We start from the raw sequence: 17,456 nt of genomic DNA, 5'->3' as shown, positions 1-17,456 counted from the left end.
TGACAGATGCAGGACAGATCGCCGGCCACCACAGGGCCCATTCTTCGGACGACGTCGGCGACCGCGGTAAGAGACGAACTGGTCACGCTGATTCGGTCGGGCCACTTCCCGGTGGGAAATCGGTTGCCCGGGGAGATCGCGTTGGCTCGGTCGTTCGGCGTGTCTCGCCCGGTGCTCCGCGAAGCCCTCGGCGGGCTGCGTGCGGCAGGAATGATCGAGAGCCGTTCGGGAGCAGGGACATTCGTTATCAGTGCAACCGGTACCGACGCAGGGTTGTCCCTACTTGGTACGACGAACTCAACCGAGTTCTTCGAGGTGCGATCGATGCTGGAGGTCCCAGGCGCCGGCCTGGCCGCCCAGCGCAGAAGCACGATTCAGCTGGATCAGCTGCTCGAATTAGCGGCGACCAACAGCGAGGACGCCGACGTCGTGACGTGGGTGCGCAACGACCTCCGCTTTCACACAGCGATCGCGGAGATGACCGGGAATTCGCTGCACGTGCGATTGATCAGTCAGCTTCGCGAGCTTCAGTTCGAGCAGACAGTCCAGACAGCCAGACGGCTGGGCGGGCTGGGCGCGCCTACCGCTGAGCACGCAGCCATCGTTGACGCGATCGCCGCGGCGGACGCCGAAGGGGCCAAAGCGGCAATGGCTGCACATTTACGCGCGATCCAAGAACGCGCTCAAATCGCCCAAGCATACGGAGAACGATGATGTCTGCGCTGCCTGCCCACGGCCGCTTCGAATACTCGGCAATAGTTGAACGGCCGGACTTCTGCTGGCCGGACGGCAAACGCCTGGCGGTGTATGTGGCCGTAAATGCAGAACACTTCTCGTACAACCAGGATGGGTTGGGGTTGTCCTACTCTCCCGGACTCGATCACCCCAATACCTACAACTGGGCATGGCGAGAGTACGGGAACAGAGTGGGCGGCTTTCGAATCGCAGACCTTCTCGACCAGTACGGAATTGCGCCGACTGTGCTACTCAACACCGCAACCTACGAGCATGCTCCGGCACTGATAGACCGGTTCCGCGGACAAAGGACCGAGTTCGTTGCGCATGGCCACACGAATTCAATCCATCCAAACGGACTGGATGAAGATGCCGAAAGAGCCATCATCGATGAAACCTTCACAAAGATAACAGATTACGAGGGGCACCCACCCCAAGGATGGATGAGTCCAGGTGCCAATCCGAGTGCGGTTACCGAGGACCTCCTGGCAGAGCGCGGATTTCGATACACGTTGGATTGGCCGATGGATGACCAACCAGTATGGCTCAGCACCCGTACCGGTCCACTTCTGAGCGTTCCCTACCCCCACGAAGTCAACGACGTACCGATGGTCGTCCTGCACCATGGCAGCGCGGACAAGTTCGCGGACATGGTCGTCGCATCATTCGACGAGATGCTGCAACAATCCTCGGAACAGCCTCTGGTACTTGGTATCTCGATACATACTTTCATCGTCGGCCAGCCGTTTCGGTTGCGTCACTTCCGACGGGCTTTGGACCATATACAGCGCCAACGAGAATCCGTGTGGTTCACCACACCCGGCGGAATCGCCGATTACTACCGTACCCACGTCTGTCCGCCCACAGGTGCCGAGCGTTCATGAATGACTACGACGCATCGGCATCCGCTAGCATCCGTCCGATCCTGCTAGGGCATGGCGTGGCAATCGATGACTCTGAAGCCGCCCGAATTGGCTCGACAATCCGATCCGTTCGCTCAACCGTGGATTCGATGATCAAAGACGAAACAGCCCTGCTGGAGATCGGGCAATTCCGGGAACTCCTCAGGCGTGAGGCGAGCGTATGAGCCCACAACCATTGACTGCCGTAGAAATCAGCGCCGGCCTGCGCTCCCGATCACTAAGCGCCACCGAGGTGGTCGAGTCCGCTCTAGAAGCCAGCCAGCTAGCACAGCTGTCGACGAACTGTTTCGTTTGCCTCGATGAGCAGCGAGCGCGTCAACTGGCGGCTCAGGTGGACCACGTCATGAAAATTGCTATTCCGCAACCATTGCCGCTAGCCGGGGTCCCCTATGCGTATAAGGACATGTTCACGCGCAAAGGCAAACCAGCAGGTCTGGGAGTGAGCCGTTCATCGCTGCGAGCAGCAGACGACGACACACCATGTCTCGACCAGCTCGACAGTGCAGGCGCAATCACACTGGGCCGGCTCAACCTCGACCCCTACGGCTACTCGGCAACGGGGCTCAACAGCCACCACGGCCACGTGCGCAATCCTTTCAACCCACTTCGCATTGCCGGTGGATCATCGAGCGGGTCGGCCGCAGCCGTCGCCAGCGGTGCGGTACCCATCGCGATCGGCAGCGACACCGGGGGGTCAGTCAGAATTCCCGCGGCTCTGTGTGGCGTTGTCGGTTTCAAACCCACATTTGGTCGCATCTCACGGCGAGGTGCGATCTCGTTGTCACAGTCCCAAGACACCATCGGCATCATCGCCCGGACGGTGCAGGATGTAGCACTCGCGCTAGCGGTGATGGCCGGGCACGATCCGACCGATCCGGCATCCATCGACTGCCGACCAGTGCAGCCGTTGGGACAAATAGATATCAACCTGCACAACACAAGAATCGGCATCGATTCTGGCTACCTGCGCGAGAAGTCGAGTCCGGACATAGTCACGAACATCGAAGCGTCCTGGGAGCTCCTGGAGACCATGGGTGCACAACTCGTCGAAGTAGATCTAAGCCCGCTCCGAGACTACGACCGAGCCGGATCACTACTAACCTGGTGCGAAGCAGCAGCGGTTCATGGGGATCATTTTAGTAATGCCGCCAACGATTATCCCCCGGCAATACGATCCCGCCTGCATCATGCCTTCGTCACCAGCAGCGCGGATCACGTGCGGGCCGTGTGCGCCCAGGGCGCTTCGCTTGCACGATTCCTCGACACCATCCTTGACGAGTGCGATGTCCTGGCAACCAATACGACGTTGGACACCGCCCCTACCATCGCCGCCGCGACCGAGGATGCCGCACAGACGACGGCACGCCTGCTGCGCACTACCCGCCCGTTTAGTTTTCTAGGACTTCCGGCCATCACTGTCCCAGCGGGCACCGACGCCGATGGCTTGCCCGTAGGCCTTCAACTTGCCGGAAGACCATTTGCCGACCAAACAGTCCTCACCGTGGCAGCAGCCTTCCAAAAGTGTTCGACCTCAATTCTTCCCCCCCTGCTCCCGTCCTCGAAAGCAGTAAATGACTGCCTCCGTCACCACCCCGAATCAAATCCGCGTCGGAATCGTCGGGCTCGGGCCTGTCGGAAGCGTTGTGGCCCAAGCTCTCGACAAAGGCATCACCGGCTATCGTCTATCGGCGGTGAGCGCCCGCCGCACGAAGCTCGCTGAAGACTTCTCCCGGACGCTCACCTCACCAGTCCCCGTCGTGGATGCCGACCAGATCGAACCCTGCTCTGACCTAGTAATCGAATGCGCGCCGGCAGCCCTGTTCGCCACCATCGCCACTCCAACTATCGAAGCAGGCAAACATCTTATCGTCCTGAGTTCGAGTGCGTTGCTACAACATTGGAGCCTGGTCGAGCGCGCTCACCAAACCGGAGCCGTTATCAGCGTGCCCTCTGGAGCGATCGCGGGATTGGACGCAGTCCAGGCGGCAGCTCGCGGCACCATCTTCGAAATCACGATGACCACGCGCAAACCGATCGCAAGCCTGATCGGCGCCCCCTACGTACGTGGTCGCGACGACGAGCTGCGCTCATTGCGTGAACCGCTGCTGCTTTTCGAGGGAAGCGCTCGCCAAGCAGCCACCGGCTTTCCGGCCAATCTCAATGTCGCTGTGGCACTTTCCCTCGCCGGGATAGGGCCGGATAACACCACCTTGCGGGTGTGGGCCGATCCCACGGTTGACCGCAATACCCATATCGTCGATATGCGCTCGGATTCCGCTGATCTACACATCCATATTGCGAACATTCCCACCGAGAACCCCAAAACAGGGCGGATCACCGCGCAAAGCGTGGTAGCCCACCTCGCCAAAACAGCGGGCACGCTGCGCCTGGCAACCTAACTCTCCCGATTATTGAAGGCATACTATGGATTTCGGAATAAACGACAAAGTCGCCCTTGTCACCGGCGCCGGGGGCGGACTCGGCGGCGCCATCGCATTGGCGCTGGCGCGTGAAGGTGCCCGCGTACTCGGCGCCGATCGAAACGCCGAATCTCTTACCGCAGTTGCCAAGTCGATAAGCGACGAGAAGCTCGACTTCACTCCCCTAGTCGTCGACTTCACCGACGCCACAAGCTTGGCCGAGATGTTCGCTGACCTACCGCACCGGTACGGAAACGTAGACATCCTGGTCAACAGGACCGGCGGTCCTCCGCCGATAGCGGCTACTGAGATCGCCGGCGCCGACTGGCACACCTGGTTCAATGCTCTGGTAATCCCGGTCGTTACCACTACCGCCGCCGTATTACCCGCTATGCGCCAACGCCGTTGGGGCCGCATCATCACCAGCACGTCGTCGGGAATCACCTGCCCAATTCCCAACCTCGCGCTATCGAACTCGTTGCGCGCATCCCTGGCGGGGTGGTCAAAGACTCTTGCCGCAGAGATTGGTCGTGACGGTGTCACCAGCAATATTGTCGTCCCGGGTCGTATCGCTACTGGCCGAATCACCGCACTTGACGAAGCCAAAGCGGCCCGTGACGGCACCACGGTCGAACACGTCGCTGCGGCAAGTACCGCCGCTATTCCCTTAGGCCGCTACGGGGATCCCGCCGAATACGGTTCTGCCGTAGCCTTTTTGGCCAGCGCTCGAGCCTCTTACATCACCGGATCGGTCGTGCGCGTCGATGGCGGACTCATTCCCAGTATCTGACCGACCACCCCCGAACCATGGAAGGACCCACTCATCGATGAACACCACCGCTGAAGAACGCGAAACAATCCGAACACGGTTCCTGGCAATCGATACGTCGAACGTGGGGGATGTCCTCGATGAACTCGGTTACCACGACCAAGGTCTCGACCCAGCGTTGGGCGCATTGGCGGGAGACTCGCTTGCCGGATGGGCATTCACGATTTCGGGTGCGATGTTGCCCTACACCGGCGATGGCGACCCCACCAAAATGGCGGCATGTGCCGACATATGCCCGGGTGACATCACCGTATGGTCGGGAGCGGGCGTTGGTATCTGCTACTTCGGAGAACTGATTGCCCTAGGCATGGCCGAACGTGGCGCTGTCGGAGCAATCGTCGACGGCGGCGTACGTGATCTCAAATGGCTACGGAAACATAACTTTCCCGTGTTTGGTCGCTACCGATCGCCCATTCAGTCAATCGGACGATGGAAAGTCACCCACTACAACCAGCCCGTCTACCTGCCCGGGGCAACCACCCGTCACGTCGCTGTGAATCCTGGTGACTTCATTCACGCAGACGCCGACGGCGCGTTAGTCATCCCGGCAAAGCTGATCGACCCCGTACTTGTCCGAGCCGAGGAGCTCACTAACACCGAAGTGCTTGTGCGACAAGCAATCGCCAAGGGTTACTCTCTGCAGGATTGCCTCACCAGATTCGGACATGTTTGATCCGAACATTCGGTAGGAGTTACCCGAAAGTAGCCACATCCCCAGCGGACCGTCAACGCCCGACGGTCGGAATCTCAAAGGAGTACAACCATGATCCCCTCAAAACCGGCAATCCTTCTACTACACGGACTCACCGGGAACCCCAGAGTTTTCGGTGAGCTGCCCGAATACCTGTCGAGGCTCGGCTATTTCTGCTCGACACCAACACTGCCCGGCCACGGCACGGTCCTTGCCGATATGTATGGCAGCACGTGGGACGACTGGTTCACCAAAGCTCAATGTGCCGCAGCAGAGACGCTTGAGAGATCAAAAACTCTGGTAGTGATCGGACTCTCGATGGGCGCCACTCTCGCTCTAACACTTGCTACACCATTGCGAGAACAGATTCGCGGCCTCGTCCTCATCAACCCTCTGATTTGCCCCACACCAGATTTGAAGCAGCAGCTTCGACAGGCGGCAGCCATGGGCGAGACTCTGCTTTCGCCTTTCGGGGGAGATATCAAGGATCCCCAAGTCTCAGCCGCGGATTACGGAGCCGTTCCCATTGAGTCCTTCCTCTCAGCGCTCGACGCTGTCGACGAAGTTCAGCCCTCGCTATCCGCCATCGAGATGCCCACTCTCATTTTGGCAAGCCGCAACGACGACGTTCTCGACGCGACTGCCGCGGCGGACCATCTTTGCGCGACCATGCCTGACACGTCGACAGTACTTCTCAACAAGGGAGGGCATCTCGCGACCATCGACTATGACAAGAACGAAGTAGCCTCCGCTATAAGCGCTTTCATTCACGGACTGATATAGCAACGCATAGCCACCGCGAAGCCGTCTGCGGCTCCCAAGGACGGCGGCCCGGCCGCCTAGTCCGAACCTTCGTTGCTGCCGCGTTGCCCAATGCGCGGAACTGCAGAAATCAATCGGCGCCGGCGCCGTCGTTCCCGTAAACATGGATTCGGAATGGATAGGGTGAAATATGTTGCGGTGCAATGTAATTCACATCAATCAACGATTGACAGCGCCAAACGGTATTGGTACCAATGATGTTATGAAAAACGTTCCAACACAGCATTTCATCCACGCCGCCGATGCACCCGACAACACGGGCATCAACATCGGCAACTTCTCGCAAGCCGTGCGGGTCGGCCACATTGTTTACATTGGGGGCACACTCGCCACCAATCAGCACGAGCAACGTGTCATCGACGAGAGCCCCGAAGTGGCAATCCGCCAAGCCTTCCGCAACCTCGAGGCGATTTGCCTGGAGGCTGGTGCCAGCCTCAAGGACATCGTCATGCTCACTGCCATGCTGACAGACTTGGGCGACCTCCGAACCCTCAATGCGGTACAAGCCGAGTTCTTTGCGGCGCCGTTTCCACCGCGGTCGACATACCAGGTGGTAGCGCTGCCGCATGGCCGCATCGAACTCGTGGCCGTTGCATACATCGGCTCCGGTCTGGACGAATAACGACGCATATCGACACCATAGATTTCGAGATGCGCTGAACACTAAAGCTATTCGATTTCAGCTCGCCGCGCGCCGGTAGCGCTGTCCGGCCGGGTAGGTTTACGGCAGCATCATCGGCGACGCGGATAGGCTTCTAGAACAGGCGATTTAGAGCGACAGGATCGTCGCCGTCGCGGTGCCGGGAGCGCCGTACACCTGCGCCAATCCAACCCGCGGGTTGCCGGGAACCTGGCGATCGCCGGCCTCGCCGCGCAGTTGACGCACCAGTTCGTGCATCTGACGCAGCCCCGACGCGCCGATCGGCTCGCCGTTGGCGATCAGCCCGCCATCGGTGTTCACCGGCATCGAGCCATGGATCTCGGTGGCACCGTCGGCCAGCAGCTGCTCCTGCTCACCGTCGGCGCACAGGCCCGTCTCGGCCATGTGAATGACCTCGTTGCCGGCGTCGGTGTCCTGCAGTTGAGCGACGTCAACGTCCTCGGGCCCGATGCCCGCGGCCTCGTAGGCCGCCTTGGACGCGTAAACCGTCGGTGAGACGTCCTCGTCCAACGGCGCGAAGGTGGCATGCACCTCGTACGCGCCGAACGTGCGGGTGCGGATCTCGCAGGCGCGCACGTACACCGGCTTGTCGGTGAACTTGTGCGCGATGTCAGCGCGGCACATGATGACGGCCGCGGCACCCTCGTCGGGTGCGCAGAACATGTACTGCGTCAACGGATAGTTGAGCACCGTCGAGTTGAGGATCTCTTCTTCAGGAATTGGCTTGCGACGAAACGCATTCGGGTTCAGCGCGCCATTGCGTAAGTTCTTGGCGGCAACCTTGGCCAAGGTGGCCTGAGAGATGTTGTGATCATGCAGGTACTTGTTGGCCTTCATCCCGAAAAACTTGGTCGTGACGAACTGCCCATTCTGCGCGTACCACTGCGGCAGTGCCAGCTTGGCGGGGTCGTCGGTGAAGGCGCCACGCGGATGCTTGTCTAAGCCGATGGCGATACCGATGTCGTACTTGCCCAACCGGATGGTGTCGGCGGTCTGCTGAATGGCACTGGCAGCGGTAGCACAGGCGTTGAAGACGTTGGTGAAGGTGATACCGGTCAGCCCGACCAAACGGGTCACCGCGTCCGGGTTGGACACCTCGTGACTGCCGCCGAAGCCGAACTGGATGTCTTTCCACTGGACACCGGCATCGGTGAGCGCGAACTGGATGGCGTCGGCGCCCATCTCCATGGCGGTCTTGTCGAACCTGCCGAAGGGGTGCAGGCCCACGCCGATGATGGCTACGTCGTTAGTCATCTCGAGACTCCTTGCTAGACCGGCTGGAAAGCAAACGTGATGATCTCGTTGCCATCCGCGTCGGTGGTGAACGGCACCATGGTGAGCTCGACCTGTTGGCCGAATTGGAGTTTGGCCGGGTCATTCTCGGTCAGCCGGCCCTCGACGCGGATCACCGCGTCCTCTCCTAAGCCGAGCTGGACCAGGCCCACGCCGAACGGCACGAAGTCGTTGCCGGTCGGGCCGGCGTAGGGGGCCCCGGGCGGGAAGCCCTGGGTGGTCCACGCCACCACGGTGCCGGTCCGCGGCAACAGCACGTCGCTCATCGATCCGCCGCTGCACCGCGGGCACCGCTGCTGCACCGGAAAAGTCGTGGCACCGCAATCGCCGCACCGACTGCCGATCAGCTGCGGGTTCTCATCGGGCCAGGTCGAGATCTCGGGAGCGAGTGCCTTCTGCATTGAGGGATCCTCCAGGAACGTCCACGGTGCGTCAAAGAACAATTCTGACTGAACCGTATAACAGCTTTCCGAAAAGTGGAAATGGCATTCTCATCCGTATGCCCGGTGGTGGCCATTCCCGTCACCCGGAGCCAAACCCTTCAGGTGCAAGCCGGGCCCGCTTAGCGTTTGACCGGGCGCCACCGCTGCCGTCCTATTCGCGAATCTCCGCAAAGGTCCTTCCAATAATCGTGAGCACACCCATCGAGACGGGCGCCGAAGCACTGCCGGCAGCCGCGGTCGCCAGGCCGCGCAGGCAGCGCCGGTGGGCCATCATCCGGATCTCGTCCCCGTTGGTTTTGGTGGTGTTGTGGCAGCTCTTCAGCGCGACCGGCCTGATCCCTGCGGACGTGCTGCCGGCCCCACAGCTCATCTTCGATGCCGGCCTGCAACTGATCCGCAACGGAAAGCTCGCCGAGGCCCTCGAGGTGTCCGGGCTTCGCGTAATCGAAGGCCTGCTGCTCGGCGGCGTGGTCGGCGTTGCCTTCGGGGTGGCCGTCGGGTTGTCGCGGTGGTTCGAGGCGACCGTCGACCCGCCCCTACAGATGGTGCGCGCGCTGCCGCACCTGGGCTTGATCCCGTTGTTCATTCTGTGGTTCGGCATCGGCGAGCTACCCAAGGTACTGCTGGTCGCGCTCGGAGTCAGCTTCCCGCTCTACCTCAATACCGTGTCCGCGATCAAGCAGGTCGACCCCAAGATGCTGGAAACCGCTGATGTACTTGGCTTTTCGCTATGGAAGCGACTGTGCGTCATCATCCTGCCGAGTGCGGCACCACAGGTGCTAGTCGGGCTGCGGCAGTCGCTGGCGATCGCGTGGCTGACGCTGATCGTCGCCGAACAGATCAACGCGGACAAGGGCATTGGGTTCTTGATCAACAACGCCCGCGACTTCTTGCGCATCGACATCATCATTTTCTGCTTGGTTGTCTACGCGCTGCTCGGCATCGGAACCGATGCCATCGTTCGAGCTCTCGAACATCGAGCCCTGAGGTATCGCACATGACAGTGACATCGGAACGACAGACCGCCGTGGTGGGCAGGCTCACCAACATCGACAAGTGGTACGGCAATCGGAAAGTTCTCGACGGCATCTCCTTCGAGATCCGCACACATGAGATCGTCGCGCTGGTTGGCCGCAGCGGATGTGGCAAATCGACCGTATTGCGGGTGTTGGCAGGGCTTTCCGCCGATCACACCGGTGACCGCGAGGTCGTCGGCGCGCCGGCCGTCGCCTTCCAGGAGCCGCGGCTGTTCCCGTGGCGCGACGTGTTGACCAATGTGCGCTACGGCCTCAACCGCACCAGCCTGTCGCACCACGCGGCCCGGAGTCGGTCGCAGCGGGCGCTGGACGAGATCGGCCTGGCCGACCATGCGAGCGCATGGCCGCTGACGCTGTCTGGCGGTCAGGCACAACGTGTTTCGCTGGCACGGGCACTAGTGGCCGAGCCCCAGCTGCTGCTGCTCGACGAGCCGTTCGGCGCGCTGGATGCACTCACCCGGCTTTCCATGCGGGCGCTACTACTCGACCTGTGGCGCGATCACGGGTTCGGCGTGCTGCTGGTCACACACGACGTCGACGAGGCCATCGAGCTGGCCGACCGGGTGCTGGTGCTCGAGGACGGCCGGGTTGCCCACACCATCGAAATCGGAACACCGCGGCCCACTGCGTCGGAGCGCACCGCGCAGCACGACCAATACCGCGCCCACCTTCTCGACAAGCTCGGCGTTCGGCTTTGACGGCCACACACCGCATCGGCATTCGCGCCGCCCTGGTGCTGCTGCTCGTCTCGAGCGTGCCGGCATGTGTGTCACGGTCTTTGGGACCGCAGTTGATCGCATCGCCGCCGCCGGTCCCAGTGTCGGAGCTCGCCGGGGTGACCCTGCAAGTGGGTGATCAAAAAGGCGGCACCGAAGCGCTGTTGCGCGCGGCTGGTGCTCTAGACGAGCTGCCCTACAAGATCGCGTTCTCGACATTCACCTCGGGACCGCCGCAGATCGAGGCACTGACCGCCGGCAAGATCGACTTCGCGATCACCGGCAACACCCCACCCGTCTTCGGTGCCGCGGCCAACTCTAAGACCCGGGTGGTTTCGGTGTGGGACGGCGCCGAGACCGGCGAACAGATCCTGGTGCGCGCCGGTTCCCCGATTGCCAGCGTTCCCGATCTAAGGGGCAAGACAATCCTGGTGACCAAGGGCAGCTCAGCGCACGCCAACGTGCTTGAACACCTTGCCGATACGAGCCTGAAGCCAAAAGACGTGAAGCTGGTGTTCCTGCAGCCCGCCGATGCGCTGTCGGCATTCGCCAACGGACAAGGCGACGCCTGGGTCATCTGGGAGCCCTACACGTCGCAAGCCACTCTCACGCTGAAGGTGCGCAATATCGGGACCGCCGAAAACGGCTACCAGTTCGCAAGTGCCTCCATTCGGGCACTCACCGATCCCAAACGCAACACCGCGCTGGCCGATCTGTTGATCCGCTACAACAGGGCGGCGCAGTGGGCGCGGGAGAGTCCGCCGGAGTGGGCCAGCAAGTACGCCAACGCGGTGGGCCTGGACATCAAAATCGCCGAACTCGCTCAGAGTCACCAGCTGCGACTACCCATCCCCCTCGACGACAAGGTGGTCGCCGCCGAACAACGCCTGGCCGATTTGTTCGCCGCCGCCGACCAGATTCCGGAGGCGCCGCAGTTCGCCAAATGGGTCGACCGTAGGTTCAACAGTGTGCTCGCGGCGAGCGGCGCACAGTGACGATACGAGGAGACGACGATGACGGTCACGGTAATACTCGAGCTCAAATTCAAACCCGAAGAGGTCGGCGCGGGACGTGAACTGATGGGCCGGACGCTGCAAGTCACCCGCGGGTTCGCGGGTAACGTCCGCACCGACGTGCTGGTAAACGAGGACGACGAAGCGCACTGGCTGGTCTACGAAATCTGGGAGTCGGTCGAGCACGACGAGGCCTACCGCGCGTTTCGCGCCGGCGAAGGCAAGGTAACCCAGCTACCGCCCCTGCTGGCCGCACCTCCGGTCAAGACGAGATACATCAGCACCGACGTCTGAGCGCCGCTAGCTCAGCGCGGGAATGACTTCGCGCTCGAACAACTCGATGCCGGAGCGGTCGTAGGCGGCTTCGGGGAAGTAGACGATCGCATACTCGCAGCCGAGGTCGCGGATCTTGGTCAGCCGCTCGATCACTTGTTCCGTCGTGCCCATCGCCGAGTCCGGAAGGCTGGTGGTCATCGAATCCACCAGGGCCTCAGGCACATAGTTGACCAGCCGGTCACGCACCCGCTGCCGGCGGTCTTTGACCTCGGCTTCCGAGGTGCCGACGATGGCGGCGAAGTTTGCCGAGCGCACGATGGCGTCGAAGTCGGTGCCCAGGTCGCGGCAATGCCCGGCGAGCACGTCGGACTTGTGGGCGAACGCCTCGGGCTCCGGCGTGAAGTTGGTGTACTGCGCGTACTTCGCCGCGATACGCAGCGTCACCTTCTCACCACCGCCGGCAATCCATAGCGGAATACCGTTGTCCTGCAATGGCTTCGGCTCTACGATCGCACCGTCTACCTGGTAGTGCTTGCCGTCGATGCTGACCTTGCCGTCGCGCCAGGCATCGCGCATGATCTGCACGCCTTCGTCCAACCGGCCCAACCGCACGCCGGCCGACGGGAACCCATAACCGTAAGCGCGCCATTCGTGTTCGTACCAGCCGCCGCCGATACCCATCTGGATGCGGCCGCCGGAGATGGTGTCGGCGGTGGCCGCCACCTTGGCCAGGTAAACCGGGTTGCGGTAGCTCATCGCCGTGCACATTTGGCCGAGCTTGATCCGCGAAGTGGTCGCGGCGTAGGCCGACATCAAGGACCAAGCCTCGTGCGTCGCTTCGGCGCTCGGCATCGGGACGGTGTGGAAATGGTCGTAGACCCACACCGAGTCCCAGGCGCTGCCGTCGGCGTAGGTCGCCAAGTCCCGCATCACCGCCCAGTGTTTCGCGGGGTCGATGCCTACCAGATCCATCCGCCAGCCCTGCGGGATGAAGAAACCAAAGCGCATGGTTAGCGACTCTAGCGTCGGTCGACCATGCGAGCCGGAACCTCATAGCGGATAGATAACAAGCGCCCAGCTGTGCATGACAATCGGGCGGCAAATGAATGCGTGGCAAACAAGTGCAGGCACCAGCGCGACTTCGACCGAGGCCCGAAGGTTCACCTTGTGCGCCAACGGATATCACGATGACCGCCAGTCGGCGACCTCACTATCAACGGCCTCAGAAGGTACGGGGACGTCGATGGACCCATGGGCGGGCCGCCTCGATCTGTGTGCTGAGGGCGAGCAGCGTCGCCTCATCGGAGGGTCTGCCCACGAGTTGCACGGATAGCGGCAAACCGTCGCCGTCCGGTCCCCACGGCACGGTTGCCGCCGGCTGGCCGGTCACATTGAAGATTGGCTGGAAGGGCACCCGCGCCGAGGACGCCGCCAATGTGCCGATGGCCCCGTGGCGCTGGTAGGCACCGATGCGAGAGGGGCCGGCCGCAGTACTCGGCGTGATGAGTACATCCACGTCGTCGAAGATCGCCTGAACGCGCGCAGCTATGCATGCTTCTGCGGCCCGCACTGCCGCCATTCGTCGGTCGGAAAACAGCCCGCCGAGTCGGCCCATACCGCGGGTCCGGGCCTCGAGACGATCCGGGTACAGCATCTTGTGAACGTTGTCGTGAATTCCGCGCAGGAAGCGTGGGATGAAGTTCGCGACGATCGCCGCCGGCGGGTAGTCGGGGTCTCGGGCGATAACCTGGTGGCCGAGCTCGCGCAGTAACTTGCCGGCTTCATCGACCGCCGCGTACTGCGCCCGCCCGAGGCTGGCGAAAAGTGGTGGTGGAACCTTCGTGCTCAAGGCGATCCGCAATCGCCCCGGGGAGCGGGCTGCAGCGGCGACGAAGCCACCGGCAGGTGCGGGGAGGGTCGTTGTGGTGTCGAGGAATAGCGCTGCGTCCTCGACGGTCCGGCTCAGTGGCCCGAACTCGATGAGGCCGGGCCACACGTCGTCGTGCGGGGATGTTGGAACCCGGTGGCGTTGCGGCTTGATGCCGAACAGGCCACACCAAGTTGCCGGGATGCGGATGGAGCCGCCGGTGTCGGAGCCCAGCGCGATTGGGGCGAGCCCGGCAGCCACTGCGGCGGCGGACCCACCGCTGCTGCCCGGCGTACGCCTCGGGTCCCAGGGGTTACGCGTCGTCCCGAACGTGAGCGTCTCTGTGAAGGGCCAGATGCACAACTCGGGCACGGAGGTCTTCCCGATGATGATTGCCCCGGCCGCCCGAAGCCGGCCGACCACTTCGGCATCTCGTGTTTTCGCCGGGCCGTGAGCATTCGTTCCTATGGCCATGACCTCACCCGCGACGTCGACATCATCCTTGATTGCCACTGGCACTCCGAGAAGAGCTACCCGCTCGCCCGCGTCGAGCCGTTGCTGCGCGGTTGCGGCCTCGACGCGGGCGGCATCCCGGCGCACCACTCGGTAGGCGTTCAGCTGCGGATTCAGCCGCGCAATGCGTTCGAGGTAGAACTCAAGCAGCGCCGGCGCGGTGATCACGCCGTCGGCGAGCATCCGTGCCTGCTCCGCAGCACCGGCGAAAACGATATCGTCGATGACATCCACGTCTGGCAATTCTCTAACTCGTTCGCGCACGGGGTATTCCAACGGTCGCCTGCTGACGGCTTGTCGGTTGGATCATGTCCGCAATCATGGCGCTGGTCGACGCCCAGTTTCCAGACCATTTGGGGCTCAATAGATGTCCGTTAGGCCACTGTTTCGAAGCAACTTTCGATGCGCAGCCATTGTCTCGCGCCAGCACGATCACGAAAGCTCGAATCGGTGCCAAGGCGTGTTTCACGCCGGAGCTCACACGCCCAGCGCGGCGAGCGCCGCTTCGACCGAGGTCGCGCGCAACGCCTCATAAGGGGTGTCCGGAAACTGTAGGCAGCAGTCCTGCAGGCCGCCGAAAGCCACCACCGCGCGGGTGGATTGCGCCAGCGTTGGCCGCGGCCCAAACACCAGCTTGCCCAGCCGATCGCGCCACGCCAGCACCTTGTCGATGAGGCCGAGGTCGGCCAGCATCGTCAGTTCGGTGAGCACCAGCACGATGTATTGACGGTGCCGGTAGTGGAAATCGAAGTAGCCCTCCAGCAATTCGCGGGCGTCGATGTCGCGGCGGCCCTCCTGCTCGTCGACGAATTGTTCGCCGTCCTCGATCAACGGCATCACGATGCTGCGCACCAGTTCTTCGCGGGAAGTGAAGTGGTAGTACAACGCGGGTTTGGTGATCCCCAGCCGGTCCGCGATGTCCTGCAGGCTGGTCCGCTGCACGCCATGTTGAAGGAACAGCTCCCGGGCGACCTCCTGGATGCGCTGGCGGGTATCTGACCGCGGTCTCGTCACTCGAAAATTTTAGCTGACTTACCGATAGGTAAGTGTTATGTTAGGGTCACCTAATTCCTAGGAGGTCGACATGCGGATTCTCATCTCGGGGGCGAGCATCTCTGGCCCCGTACTGGCGTACTGGCTTACCCGGCACGGATTCGATGTCACGATCGTCGAGCGCGCGACTCAACTGCGGAAGACGGGCGGCCATGCCGTCGATCTGTTCCGCCCAGCCATGGAAATCTCGGCAAAGATGGGCGTGCTGCCACAAATCGAGGCACTCGCCACCGGGACGAACGAGCTGACCATGTATCGCGAGGGCGTCGCGCGCCCCGCGCACGTCGATCTGGCGAAAGTCTTCGGCGCGTCATCCGACCGGCACGTCGAGATCATGCGCGACGACCTCAGCGAGGCTTACTACCTCGCGGGTCGCAGTGACGTCGAGTACCTCTTCGGCGACTCGATCACGTCCATCTCGCCCGACGGTGACGTCACCTTCGAGCACAACAAGCCACGCACGTTCGACATCGTGATCGGCGCCGACGGTCTGCACTCCAACGTCCGGCGCCTGGTCTTCGGCGAGGACGCCGGGCGCACCAGGTTCCTCGGCGGCTATCTCGCGGTGGAGTCGGTGCCGAAATCGCTTGCCCACGACGGGGAAATGGCCGTGCACATGGGCGCCGGCCGGATGGCGGGGATCTACACGGCGCAACCGCTGGATGATGCACGGGCACTGTTCATGTTCCGCAGCAAGGAGGAACTGCAGTATGGCTACCGAGATGTCGTGTGGCAGAAGGAGTTATTGCGGACAACCTTTGCCGGCATGGATACGGCGGTAGACGGTTGGCTCGCCGAGCTCGACCACGCACCGACGTTCTACTTCGACTCGATCATCCAGCTGGAGTTGGACACCTGGTCGCGTGGGCGGGTGGCACTGGTGGGCGACGCCGGGTACTGCCCGGGGCCGGCGGTCGGCGGCAGCACCAGCATCGCGGTGCTGGGCGCCTATGTGCTGGCCGGTGAATTGGCAGAAGCCAAAGGCGATTACACGCGAGCGTTCCCCGCCTACGAACGGGCCATGGCCGACGCGGTCCGGCGCAGCCGCGCCTTTGCACGCACGGCCGCCAAGACCATCGTCCCGGGCTCGCGAGCCGGAGTCTGGGCGCTGACCCGCGCCGCTCGGCTGATCTCGGCACACCCCGCCGGTGTCAGCAAAGCCATCGCCAAGATGAACACCAACGGCGCCCGTCTGTACGACTCGATGGAGTACAAAGAGTACGCCGTCGTTTGACGCCAATGGCGGCGGCGAACCCCAGGTGCCTGCCACGAAAGGAACGATCTGCGATGGAGCTTGCCGGTGTCGGGATTTGGAGCAGTCAACTGCGCTACGGTGACCCGGCCGAATCCGCCGACGCGGCAGCAGAACTAGACGAGCTGGGATTCAAAGCACTGTGGATTCCGGATATCGGCGGGCAGGTGTTCGACGCGATCGCCCGGCTACTTGGCGCGACCAAGAGCACCGTCATCGCCACCGGGATCCTGAACCTCTGGATGCACTCGCCCGGCGACGTGGCCGAAAGCTACGCCGCGCTGACCGGCGAGCACCCGGACCGCTTCCTGTTGGGGATCGGCGTCAGCCACGCACCGCTGATCGACGCCGGTGAGCCCGGGCGATACCGCAAACCGCTGGCCGCGACGGCCGCGTTCCTGGACGGACTGGACGCCGCGCCGGAACCGGTTCCCACCGAGAACCGGGTGCTCGCCGCGCTCGGTCCGAAGATGCTGGACTTGTCGGCCACCCCGTGCCCGCGGTGCACACCCGTACCTGGTCACACCCAAGCACACCGCAAGTGCCCGTTCGACTTTGGGCGAGGGACCGTTGCTACTACCCGAACAGACGGTCATCCTCACCGACAGCGAGGAGGAGGCTCGCCGCGTCGGAACCGACTGGCTGCGTTCCTATTTGGCGCTTCCCAACTACGCCAACAATCTGCTGCGCAGCGGGTTCTCCGAAGATGATCTGACACAGGTCAGCGATCGGCTGTTCAACGCGCTCATCGCGTGGGGCGACGAAGACGCCATCGTTCGCAGGGTCGACGAGCATCGCGCTGCCGGCGCCGACCACGTCTGCGTCCAGGTACTGCTGGCCGATCCGCAGGCCTTCCCCCGCGAACAATGGCGCCGGATTGCCGCCGCGGTTTAAACGCTGACGAACGGCGCC

Annotated in this window: 19 protein-coding genes and 1 pseudogene; 15 read left to right on the top strand and 5 right to left on the bottom strand. The window is 62.6% G+C overall.

Features of this window, described 5'->3' with window-relative positions:
- The first annotated feature begins 6 nt into the window (after window positions 1–6).
- From H7K34_RS12995 to H7K34_RS12955, 9 genes are all read left to right on the top strand, one after another.
- Window positions 7–714 (top strand): FadR/GntR family transcriptional regulator, encoded by a 708-nt coding sequence (locus H7K34_RS12995; protein WP_264062328.1) that lies wholly within the window; start codon window positions 7–9, stop codon window positions 712–714.
- The gene (locus tag H7K34_RS12990) at window positions 711–1,619 is read left to right on the top strand and encodes a polysaccharide deacetylase family protein (RefSeq protein WP_264062326.1); all 909 of its coding nucleotides are present in this window, start codon (window positions 711–713) and stop codon (window positions 1,617–1,619) included. Before H7K34_RS12995 ends, H7K34_RS12990 begins: the two co-directional genes overlap by 4 nt.
- Window positions 1,616–1,822, top strand: coding sequence for a hypothetical protein (locus H7K34_RS12985; protein WP_264062324.1), 207 nt, complete (start codon window positions 1,616–1,618; stop codon window positions 1,820–1,822). Before H7K34_RS12990 ends, H7K34_RS12985 begins: the two co-directional genes overlap by 4 nt.
- On the top strand, window positions 1,819–3,378 hold the full coding sequence (locus H7K34_RS12980; RefSeq protein ID WP_264062322.1) for an amidase: 1,560 nt from the start codon (window positions 1,819–1,821) through the stop codon (window positions 3,376–3,378). Before H7K34_RS12985 ends, H7K34_RS12980 begins: the two co-directional genes overlap by 4 nt.
- Window positions 3,302–4,057 carry an aspartate dehydrogenase gene (locus H7K34_RS12975; RefSeq protein WP_308203157.1) on the top strand — a complete coding sequence of 252 codons (756 nt, stop codon included), beginning with the start codon at window positions 3,302–3,304 and terminating at the stop codon, window positions 4,055–4,057. The genes H7K34_RS12980 and H7K34_RS12975 overlap by 77 nt, the downstream gene beginning before the upstream one ends.
- Before the next feature lie 25 nt (window positions 4,058–4,082).
- Entirely contained in the window at window positions 4,083–4,868 is a 786-nt protein-coding gene (locus tag H7K34_RS12970) for an SDR family oxidoreductase (RefSeq protein ID WP_264062320.1), read from the top strand.
- Window positions 4,869–4,905: 37 nt separating this feature from the next.
- Entirely contained in the window at window positions 4,906–5,580 is a 675-nt protein-coding gene (locus tag H7K34_RS12965) for an RraA family protein (RefSeq protein WP_264062318.1), read from the top strand.
- Window positions 5,581–5,670: 90 nt separating this feature from the next.
- Window positions 5,671–6,381 carry an alpha/beta hydrolase gene (locus H7K34_RS12960; RefSeq protein WP_264062317.1) on the top strand — a complete coding sequence of 237 codons (711 nt, stop codon included), beginning with the start codon at window positions 5,671–5,673 and terminating at the stop codon, window positions 6,379–6,381.
- A gap of 205 nt (window positions 6,382–6,586) precedes the next feature.
- Window positions 6,587–7,042, top strand: coding sequence for a RidA family protein (locus H7K34_RS12955; RefSeq protein ID WP_264062315.1), 456 nt, complete (start codon window positions 6,587–6,589; stop codon window positions 7,040–7,042).
- A gap of 147 nt (window positions 7,043–7,189) precedes the next feature.
- Here the strand turns inward: H7K34_RS12955 and H7K34_RS12950 are convergent, their stop codons facing one another.
- Window positions 7,190–8,335, bottom strand: coding sequence for a thiolase family protein (locus H7K34_RS12950; protein ID WP_264062313.1), 1,146 nt, complete (start codon window positions 8,333–8,335; stop codon window positions 7,190–7,192).
- A 14-nt stretch (window positions 8,336–8,349) separates the two neighbouring features.
- The gene (locus H7K34_RS12945; RefSeq protein WP_264062311.1) at window positions 8,350–8,775 is read right to left on the bottom strand and encodes a Zn-ribbon domain-containing OB-fold protein; all 426 of its coding nucleotides are present in this window, start codon (window positions 8,773–8,775) and stop codon (window positions 8,350–8,352) included.
- 242 nt (window positions 8,776–9,017) lie between these two features.
- On the opposite strand from H7K34_RS12945, the gene H7K34_RS12940 reads away from it, so the two are divergent.
- Genes H7K34_RS12940 through H7K34_RS12925 form a run of 4 tightly spaced genes read left to right on the top strand, consistent with a single transcriptional unit; the run spans window position 9,018 to window position 11,877 of the window.
- On the top strand, window positions 9,018–9,818 hold the full coding sequence (locus H7K34_RS12940; RefSeq protein ID WP_264062471.1) for an ABC transporter permease: 801 nt from the start codon (window positions 9,018–9,020) through the stop codon (window positions 9,816–9,818).
- Window positions 9,815–10,552, top strand: a complete 738-nt coding sequence (locus H7K34_RS12935) for an ABC transporter ATP-binding protein (RefSeq protein ID WP_264062309.1) — start codon at window positions 9,815–9,817, stop codon at window positions 10,550–10,552. Before H7K34_RS12940 ends, H7K34_RS12935 begins: the two co-directional genes overlap by 4 nt.
- Window positions 10,549–11,565, top strand: a complete 1,017-nt coding sequence (locus tag H7K34_RS12930; protein WP_372510757.1) for an ABC transporter substrate-binding protein — start codon at window positions 10,549–10,551, stop codon at window positions 11,563–11,565. Before H7K34_RS12935 ends, H7K34_RS12930 begins: the two co-directional genes overlap by 4 nt.
- Window positions 11,566–11,583: 18 nt before the next feature.
- Window positions 11,584–11,877: a putative quinol monooxygenase gene (locus H7K34_RS12925; RefSeq protein WP_264062307.1), complete on the top strand. Its 294-nt coding sequence runs from the start codon at window positions 11,584–11,586 to the stop codon at window positions 11,875–11,877.
- A gap of 6 nt (window positions 11,878–11,883) precedes the next feature.
- On the opposite strand, the gene H7K34_RS12920 is transcribed toward H7K34_RS12925, so the two are convergent.
- The 3 genes from H7K34_RS12920 to H7K34_RS12910 form a co-directional block, all read right to left on the bottom strand.
- Window positions 11,884–12,867, bottom strand: a complete 984-nt coding sequence (locus tag H7K34_RS12920) for an LLM class F420-dependent oxidoreductase (RefSeq protein ID WP_264062304.1) — start codon at window positions 12,865–12,867, stop codon at window positions 11,884–11,886.
- Window positions 12,868–13,081: 214 nt separating this feature from the next.
- Entirely contained in the window at window positions 13,082–14,464 is a 1,383-nt protein-coding gene (locus tag H7K34_RS12915) for an amidase (protein ID WP_264062468.1), read from the bottom strand.
- 252 nt (window positions 14,465–14,716) lie between these two features.
- Entirely contained in the window at window positions 14,717–15,253 is a 537-nt protein-coding gene (locus H7K34_RS12910) for a TetR/AcrR family transcriptional regulator (protein ID WP_264062302.1), read from the bottom strand.
- 70 nt (window positions 15,254–15,323) lie between these two features.
- On the opposite strand from H7K34_RS12910, the gene H7K34_RS12905 reads away from it, so the two are divergent.
- Window positions 15,324–16,526: an FAD-dependent monooxygenase gene (locus H7K34_RS12905; RefSeq protein ID WP_264062300.1), complete on the top strand. Its 1,203-nt coding sequence runs from the start codon at window positions 15,324–15,326 to the stop codon at window positions 16,524–16,526.
- Between the two features lie 53 nt (window positions 16,527–16,579).
- Window positions 16,580–17,438: pseudogene (locus H7K34_RS12900) on the top strand (LLM class F420-dependent oxidoreductase).
- Window positions 17,439–17,456: the final 18 nt, after the last annotated feature.

This window comes from Mycobacterium montefiorense, from assembly GCF_025823255.1.
Classification (GTDB): Bacteria; Actinomycetota; Actinomycetes; order Mycobacteriales; family Mycobacteriaceae; genus Mycobacterium; species Mycobacterium montefiorense.
This window is presented reverse-complemented; position numbering and strand designations above follow the sequence as displayed.